4 protein-coding genes are annotated in these 8,390 nt (G+C 51.4%); all 4 read left to right on the top strand.

Going from position 1 to position 8,390, the window contains the following annotated elements:
* Window positions 1-996 (top strand): helix-turn-helix domain-containing protein (locus AAV90_RS13850; protein WP_242847584.1); only part of this gene is annotated, 996 nt, incomplete at its 5' end.
* A gap of 153 nt (window positions 997-1,149) precedes the next feature.
* A complete protein-coding gene (locus AAV90_RS13845; protein WP_157609594.1) occupies window positions 1,150-1,653 on the top strand; it encodes a hypothetical protein in 504 nt (167 codons plus the stop codon).
* Window positions 1,654-1,708: 55 nt separating this feature from the next.
* On the top strand, window positions 1,709-2,431 hold the full coding sequence (locus AAV90_RS13840) for a hypothetical protein (RefSeq protein ID WP_046500187.1): 723 nt from the start codon (window positions 1,709-1,711) through the stop codon (window positions 2,429-2,431).
* Window positions 2,424-8,384, top strand: coding sequence for an S-layer homology domain-containing protein (locus tag AAV90_RS14285; RefSeq protein ID WP_198142871.1), 5,961 nt, complete (start codon window positions 2,424-2,426; stop codon window positions 8,382-8,384). The genes AAV90_RS13840 and AAV90_RS14285 overlap by 8 nt, the downstream gene beginning before the upstream one ends.
* Window positions 8,385-8,390 lie beyond the last annotated feature (6 nt).

Raw genomic sequence — 8,390 nt, 5'->3', positions numbered from 1 at the left:
GTGGGCATGGAGTATATGACCGTGAAGGAAGCCGGTGAAAAATGGGGGCTTGGGATCAGGATTGTGACGCTGTACTGTACCGAGGGCAGAATAGACGGTGCGGTGAAAAAGGGCAATCTGTGGCTTATTCCTGAAGATGCCGTTAAACCGGAGGATAGGAGGCGGAAAAAAGCTCCAATTCAAGAAGAAAAGGTGCCGGTGGTATCGGAAGACATATATGGCCTATATGAGCAAAGAAAACGCGAAGACCTATGGCCCTTTGAGTCGCTGTATGAAAACAAGGAGCTGTTTGCCCAAATCGTGAAGGAATTTCCCTACCCTATGCACATCTGTGCGCCAGATGGTACGATGCTCCTGGCGAATGAAGAGTATTTAAAGTTCGCTAAGATATCAAACCCGGAAAGGCTGTATAAAAAACATAATATATTAATGAATCCCGCACTTGAAAGATGGGGAGTCAAAGACTTTGTTGTGCGGGCGTTTCAGGGAGAAGCCGTTCATGTATATGATATCAAAGTGCCGTATCAGGAGATCATTGAACGGCTGGGAGATCATAATGAATTGGCATCCGAAAGCCTGTTTCACAACATAACTGCCCTGCCTATACGTGATAGCAACAAGCAATTGATGTTTATCGTGTTTATATTCATCACCTCCAGGTCTTATCAGGACAGGGAAGAAATTATAAAAGGCAAAGAATACATAGATGACCACTGGAAAGAGGAATTTAACATAGATAAGCTGGCCGGTATCGTGAATATGAGCAGGTATCACTATACCCGTTTGTTTAAGCAGCATACAGGGATGACACCCTACAACTACTATCAGGAAGTAAAGATCGGCAAGCTCAAGGAAAAGCTGTGCGACATCAATCTGTCCATAACCCAGGCCTTTGAGGAATGCGGCGTTGATTATAATGGAAAGTTAGCAAAAAAGTTTAAGGATAAGTTAGGAATGGCTCCCTCCCAATATCGAGCAACGATGACCCAAAAATAAAATGAGTAAAGTGGCTTCCGACCGCAATGGTTTCGGAGGCCTTTTTTATTTGCAAGATAGCAATAATGACTGTAAATATAGCACTCAATTGTCTATCCTGCCTGCCATTATTTACTTACAATTGAACGGCGGAGCGTATCGAAGGAAAGGAGGTTGCTTGATTTGATGGAAAAACGATCCGAAAAAGAGCCGCTTGAGGAGCTCACGGAAATGATTAAGACCTTGCAAGGAAAAGAGATAATACAGGCTCGAATGGTGAGGAAGTTTCAAAAACTGATTCGTAATAAAGGTTGGTCTTGCCCTGTTATCGATGATTTTCCGTATCCTATAGCGATATTTGAACAAGACGGCGAATTGGTTTACGTGAACAGGACTCTATCTGATAAAACCGGTCTATATGCCATTAACCTATCGCAGAGTAAATATAGCCTGTTAAACCGCATTACCGATGCAAACCTTCCAATCCTTGACGCTGTAAAGAATGTGTTTATGGGGAAAACAACCTTTTTAACAGGCCTGTCCGGCTCGATGGATATATTCATGAGTGATAGGACAGGCAAAAAAGCATCATCCTCTGAATACCATGAGGCTATATTTTTTCCCATTACCGGAGATGAGGGAAAAACCATCCAAGGTGCAGTGATATTTATGAAATAAGACTCTATGAAAACAAAGTTATGAGATCAAAATGAATTTTTGAGGAGGGAAAACCATGCAAAAAGCCAAAAGGATTTTGGCACTTTTACTTGTCGCAGCCTTAACAGTTACGCAGTTGCCTGTGATAGCGTTGGCGACCAGTGCGGGCGAAGGCGGAGAGATCATCGCTTTCGATACGCTGCCGGAGGAAACGGCAAACCAAACAGTAACTTTAGGCACCTCTCTGGAGGATTTGAGTTTGCCGAACACCCTATACGCAACCGTACGTGTGGCAGCGGCGCCGGATACAACAACACCGGAGGCGGATAACGAAACGGTGCTGGATTCCGGTGAGCCGGAGCCGCAACAAGAACCTACCGATGCTGTTTCGGGTAATGTTTACCATTCCGTATCGAGTAATTCCGACCCGGCTGCCGACAACTCCGCACCAACAAAGCCTACATTTACCGAAACCATTACAATTCCTGTGAAATGGGTATCTTCACCCTATTATGACGGAGAAAAAGCCGGTACTTACACCTTCACTCCGCAAATCGAAGGCTTCACGGTCAGCGCCGCACCGCCGTCCATCGCTGTGACTGTGAGCGAAATCACCGGCACAGTGACGGCCTTTGAGGAATTGCCGGATAATATCCGTTGGCAGAACACCGCTGAGCCCACATTCCCCGAAATGGTGGGCGGAACGGTGGAGCGCAAAGCCGTACAAATCCCGGTGACATGGGAAACAAAGCAGGATTATGACGATAATGCCCCCGAGCGCGGGCTTTATTGTGTTTGACGCCGTGCTGGGCGAGGACTACACCCTCGCAGGCGGCGCCATAGCTCCCCGGATCACGGTGTATATCCCTGAAACAGTCGGTCGCTTTGAGCCTTTCCGCATGGGCGGCGGCGGTACGACCGACAGCCCGTTGGAGATCACGACTGCCGACCAACTGGCGGAAATTGCCGAGCTGGTGAATGCGGGGCGATTGGAGAGTTTTTTGCTCAATGGAACAGGAAATGTATCCTTAAAGCTGATGAACGACCTTGACCTATCCGCATACGGCCAAGGTTACAACGGCGGCAAGGGCTGGAAGCCGATTGGGACGAGCGATGCCCCGTTCTATGCCGATTTTGCCGGTAACGGGCAAACGATTTCAGGATTATATATAAATGATTCCACCCTTGACAATGCCGGATTGTTCGGCTGTGTCAGAGATGGTACCCTTAAAGGCCTTACCCTAAAAGATGTGGATATTACCGCCAAGGAGAACGTAGGAGCGCTTTTCGGTTCTGTTCATCTTGCAGATGAAGCGGTAAGTGCTTGCTTCGTTAGCGGCACTGTCAGCGGAGAAAAAAATGTCGGCGGCATCGCCGGGTCTATGCGCGGCAAAATGGCTGATTGTTTTTCCACTGCCCATGTTGCCGGTATCGTGAATAACGTAGGCGACATTGCGGGTATGATTTACGGCTCTTTTGGCGATTCTGTCACAGTTGAATACTGCTATGCCATAGGTGAAGTCAGCGGAGATAATTGCATCGGAGGTTTGGTTGGTGGAAGTACCGGTACCATTAAAAACTGTGCTACACTAAACGCAAAAGTAATCGCAAACTCGTTTTCAGGGCGCATTGTTGGTGCATATTCCGGCCCTCACCCCGCCGACAATGTGGCTTTTATCGGTATGGTCGGCGGCGGCAGTGATCCCGCAAAGGACGGTGCAGACATGACCGCCGCTGAAATCAAAGCGGATGGCACCATCGGCGGCCGCTTCACAGCAGCTAACGGTTGGACTGTTGAAAACGGCAAGCTGCCCGGCTTCGGCGCGGCGGTGGATATGCCGGATTATATCACAGGCGGCAGTGACCATAACTTCCCCGGAGCGGGTACGGCTGCCGAGCCTTTCCTCATCGATACAGCGGAGAAGCTTGCCAAGTTAGCGGAATTGGTAAATGTGGGGGATGCAGGTACTCCACCGATTAGCTACAACATTAAGTACTACAAGCTAACCGCCGATATAGACCTTTCCGACTACGGCGCATCCAACACCGACTTTAACGGCGGCAAGGGCTGGATTCCAATTGGTACAACTGGTAAGCCGTTTGAAGGCAACTTTGACGGCAGCGGTAAAACCATCACCGGGCTGTACATCAATGATGATGACCTCTCTGCCGCCGGATTGTTCGGATACGTTGACGGCGGTACGATTGAAAAGCTTTCGGTTAGTGGCGTAGTCCGTGGGAAAAACTATGTTGGTGGTCTGGTCGGATATCTGATTTATGGCGGCACCACCCAAAGCTGCTATTCCACAGTAAATGTTACCTCCATCGCCCCGAGCAGCTCTGTGGGCGGCCTGATCGGCGCAATGATGAATGATAGTGCATGCATATCCTCCTATGCCGCCGGCTCAGTCAGCGGAAATATCTCAGGAGGTATAGCCGGTCAATCACGCGGAACAATTAAAAACTGTGCAGCGCTGAATCCGCATATAGGAGAAACAGGATATATCGGGCGTATTGTTGGCGCTGCTTCTAATATCACCTTTGCCGACAATGTGGCGTTTGATGGGATGGTCTGCACGCCCGATGGACTAAGTTATTATAACGGCACGGATGTAACTGCCGATGCCTTGCAGACGGCAAGCGGCTTTCCGTCCGCATTGACCACCGCGCCGTGGACATATGAACCCGGCAAGCTGCCCGGACTGTTCGGCAAGACGGAGCCGATGCCCGCGCATATCACCGCCAAGCTGACGAGCTACTTTGCAGGCGGCGACGGCTCACAGAACGACCCCTACCAAATCACGACCGCCGCCCAGCTTGCCAAGCTGGCGGAGTTGGTGGGCAGCGAGGATGAGGCCACACGCAATGCGTACAACAGCAAGCACTACAAGCTGATGAACAACCTCGACCTTTCCGGCTACGGCGCTTCCAACACCGGCTTTAACGGCGGTAAGGGTTGGGTGCCGATTGGGACAAAGACAAATAAATTTCTAGGCCACTTTGATGGTAATCATAAGACGATCACGGGGCTGTATATAAATGACGAAGACTTGGAAAGCGCCGGCTTATTGGGAAACATCGAAGGCGGCAGTGTGAAAAAGCTGCGCTTAACCGGCGTGAATATTGTTGGATTTTCTTCTGTGGGCGGCATAGCGGGAACAATAAAAAATGCTGTTATCGAGGTCTGCGCCGTCAGCGGTTCAATTCATGGCACTGCATCCGGAGGTGCGTATGTAGGCGGTGTTGTTGGCATGATTGGCGCAAATGGGAAGGTGGAAAATTGCTATTCCACCGGCGGTGTAAGCGGTAACCCCGGTAGCGGAAATATTGGCGGTATCGCGGGTTGTTTGGCTTCTGGCACTTCAAGCGTGCAAAACTGTTACTCCACCGCCGAGGTGAAAGGAGGCTCTTGCGTTGCCGGCATTGCGGGTGCTACTTGGTCCTATGACTCAGTCATTAAGAATTGCGCCGCGTTAAATCCCGCTATTCTCAGTGAGAACGGAGCAAATAATGGTCGCGTGGTAGGACGCGACATAGTCCCTTACCCCGGCAAATTAGCAGGCAACCGTGCTTTTAGCGGCATGATTGGCGGCGGCAGTTACAAAACCGCAGACGGAACGGACGGCGCAGATATGACCGCCGAGCAAATTAATACCGCAGAGTTTTGGTACACAGATGCGGTAGCTATAACGCTGACCGGCAAGGGCAATTTCAAAGGTGAAAAAACTGGTGTGACCTACATCATCAATAAAAAAACACCTGCGGCGGCTGATTTGACCTATGATCTTACCGCCAAGACCTATAACGGCCTGGCTCAACCGCTCAGTGTGATCGCTAAAACGGCAGGGCTCGGCACGATCACGGTCAAATATGACGGAGGCGCCACAGCGCCGAAGGATGCCAAAACCTACGCCGTCACGGTGAGCATCGCGGAGGGCACAAACTATGCCTCAACAACCGCAGATATTTCCTTGGGCAATTACATCATCGATAAGGCGGCGCTAACGATTATTGGCTGCACCATCGCGGTGAAAACCTATGACGGCACAAAGGATGCTTCCGTGATCGGCGTATCATTCGCTGGCGTGCAAAACGGCGAGGGCTTCACGGCAGTCACGGATTACACCGTCACCAACGCACAGTTTGACAGCGCGGATGCAGGCGCCAACAAGACTATAACCGGCACCGTTTCGCTCACCAGTACGGCGAGAGCCAATAACTACTCCTTGGCAAACGGCAGCCTGTCCGTACATGGGCAGACAATTGGCAAGGCTGCTGCGCCTGCTGTACCAAATATCAGCAAAAACGTGATTTATGATGACACTGCCAATCAGACGGCAGATGTTGCCGAAAAGGTAACCTCTTACAAGAGAACCGGAGATACCCTGGCTTATCTGGTTGGCACTGTGGGCGGCACGAACCCCGGCATCATTCTAAACCCGTCTGTAAATAGTGCAGGTATGCTGACATTCACCTGCAAAGGAGGCACCGTTGGTAATATGGCAACCATCCCGGTTACGGTGAGCGGCTTTGGCAACTACAACGACATCACCGTAAATGTCTCGGTGACACTGACGGACAAAATCCCGGTTACCGTGAACCTGTCAGTTCCCGGCAAGACCTATGACGGCAGTGCGGCAACCGCAGCGGCGAGCGCACCCGGCATTCCGTCCGGCGATTTCACCTACACTTGGATGGATGGCAACGGTACTGCCCTTAACCCGAACGCAGCGCCCAAGAACGCAGGCATTTATCGGGTCAAAGCGGTAATTTCGGGCGATTCCGCCAAGACCTACGCCGGTGAAATGATTGTGAACTTCGCCATTGATAAGGCGAACATTATTATAAGAGCGAATAGTAAAAGCGCTTATGTGGGCGATGCGGCTCCTGTGTTCGGGGCATCAGACTACACTGTTGTCGGCCTTGCTGCTGGCGAAACGCTGAAAACCGCGCCCACTCTGGCTTATGCCACCACGCCGAATATGAGACAAACCGGGACATACGCAATTAACGCCTCTGGCGCGGCTGTGCCTGACGGCGGCAACTACAATGAGATTATCTATGTACCGGGCACATTAACCATTAGCGCCAAGTCTTCCGGCGGCGGTGGCGGAGGCAGTGGCGGTACGTCCTCTGGCGGCGACACGACCGCAACAACTCCCGAAAAGAAGCCTGACCAGCCGGTAACGGCAACGGCTTCCATCACGGCGGCCGCGGGACAAAACGGCGCAGCCAGCGCATCAATCCCCGACAAGACGGTGACCGATGCCATCACCAAGGCACAGACCGATGCAAAGGCACAGGGAAAGACAGTCAATGGCATTGCTGTGGCACTGAATGTCACTCTGCCGCAGGGAACAACTTCCTTTACAGCAACCCTGTCCCGCAACTCGCTGAACAGCCTTGTGAGCGCAGGGGTATCCAGCCTTACACTCGCTGGTTCTCCGGTAGACGTGAGTTTTGACTTGAAGGCATTACAGGAAATCCAGAAGCAAAGCAGCGGTGATATCAGCATCACCATCGCCCCGGCGACAGGGCTCTCTAAAGAGGCAAAGGCCCTTCTCGGAAACAGGCCGGTTTATAGCATCACCATCAGCTATGTCAAGGACGGCAAAAACTTCAACATACCCAGCCTCGGCAGCGGAACAGCCACCCTTTCCATCCCCTATACACCGGGCAAGAATGAGGCTGTTGGTTACCTTTTTGGCGTGTATGTGGACGCAAAAGGCAAAGCACAGCGTATCTCTGGCTCGGCCTATGACGTAAACAGCAGGAGCCTACTGATCCCTACCGGCCACTTCTCGGTGTATGGCGTAGGCTACACAGCTCCAATAGCCAAGTTTACTGACATCGGCAACCATTGGGGCAAGGAAGCTATTGACTATGTTGTCGGAAGGGGCCTTCTCTCCGGCACCTCTGAAACCACCTTTGCACCTAACACCGCCATGACGAGGGGAATGCTGGTGACGGCTCTCGGCAGATTGGCAGGCGTGGATGTGAAGGCGTACTCCATCAACAGCTTTACGGATGTGAAAGCGGACAGTGCGTTCTGCCCCTACATCGAGTGGGCATATAGCAAGGGCATAGTGCAGGGCACAGGGAACGGTAAATTTGAACCTGACCGCGCCATCACCCGTGAGGAAATTGCGATGATCTTCGCAAATTATGCTAAGTCCACCGGCTACAAGCTGCCTGTAACCCGTGAAGCAACCGCCTATGCGGATGCTTCCAGCATCCGCAGCGTTTACAAAACAGCAGTCACAGCCATGCAGCAGGCTGGCATCATGATGGGTGGTACGGACAACAGGTTCAATCCAAAATCTAATGCAACCCGTGCGGAGGTTTCCTCCATGCTCCACCGCTACATCAGGCTGACCATCGATCCAGCCACAGCGCAGGGCTGGGCAAAGAATGATGCCGGACAATATCTGTATTATAATGACGGCAAGCATCTCACCGACTGGCAGACCATCGATGGTGTGAAGTATTTCTTTGAAACCTCTGGCGCACTGAAAACCGGCTGGGTTAAGGACGGCGATAACTGGAGGTATTACTCTGGCAACAAGGCCAGCCTGGGCTGGTTGGACACCAGCAATAAACGCTATTATTTCACCAAGGACGGTATGGTATCCGGCAAGTGGCTGGAACTTGATGGTAAATGGTATTACTTCTACGCCGATGGCTCTCTTGCCAGGAATACCAAGGTTGATGGTTATGAGGTGGATAAAAACGGCGTAAGAAAGACGAAGTAGTTTCTA

Origin of the sequence: Syntrophomonas zehnderi OL-4 (assembly GCF_000983115.1) — a bacterium.
Taxonomy (GTDB): Bacteria; Bacillota; Syntrophomonadia; order Syntrophomonadales; family Syntrophomonadaceae; genus Syntrophomonas_B; species Syntrophomonas_B zehnderi.
Note: the sequence above shows the minus strand (reverse complement) of the source record. Positions and strands in the feature narration are given on the sequence as shown.

Bases quoted from the DNA above. Each gene is read 5' to 3' on its own strand.
- AAV90_RS13840 (WP_046500187.1), top strand. From the start codon at position 1,709: ATGCAAAAAGCCAAAAGGATTTTGGCACTTTTACTTGTCGCAGCCTTA.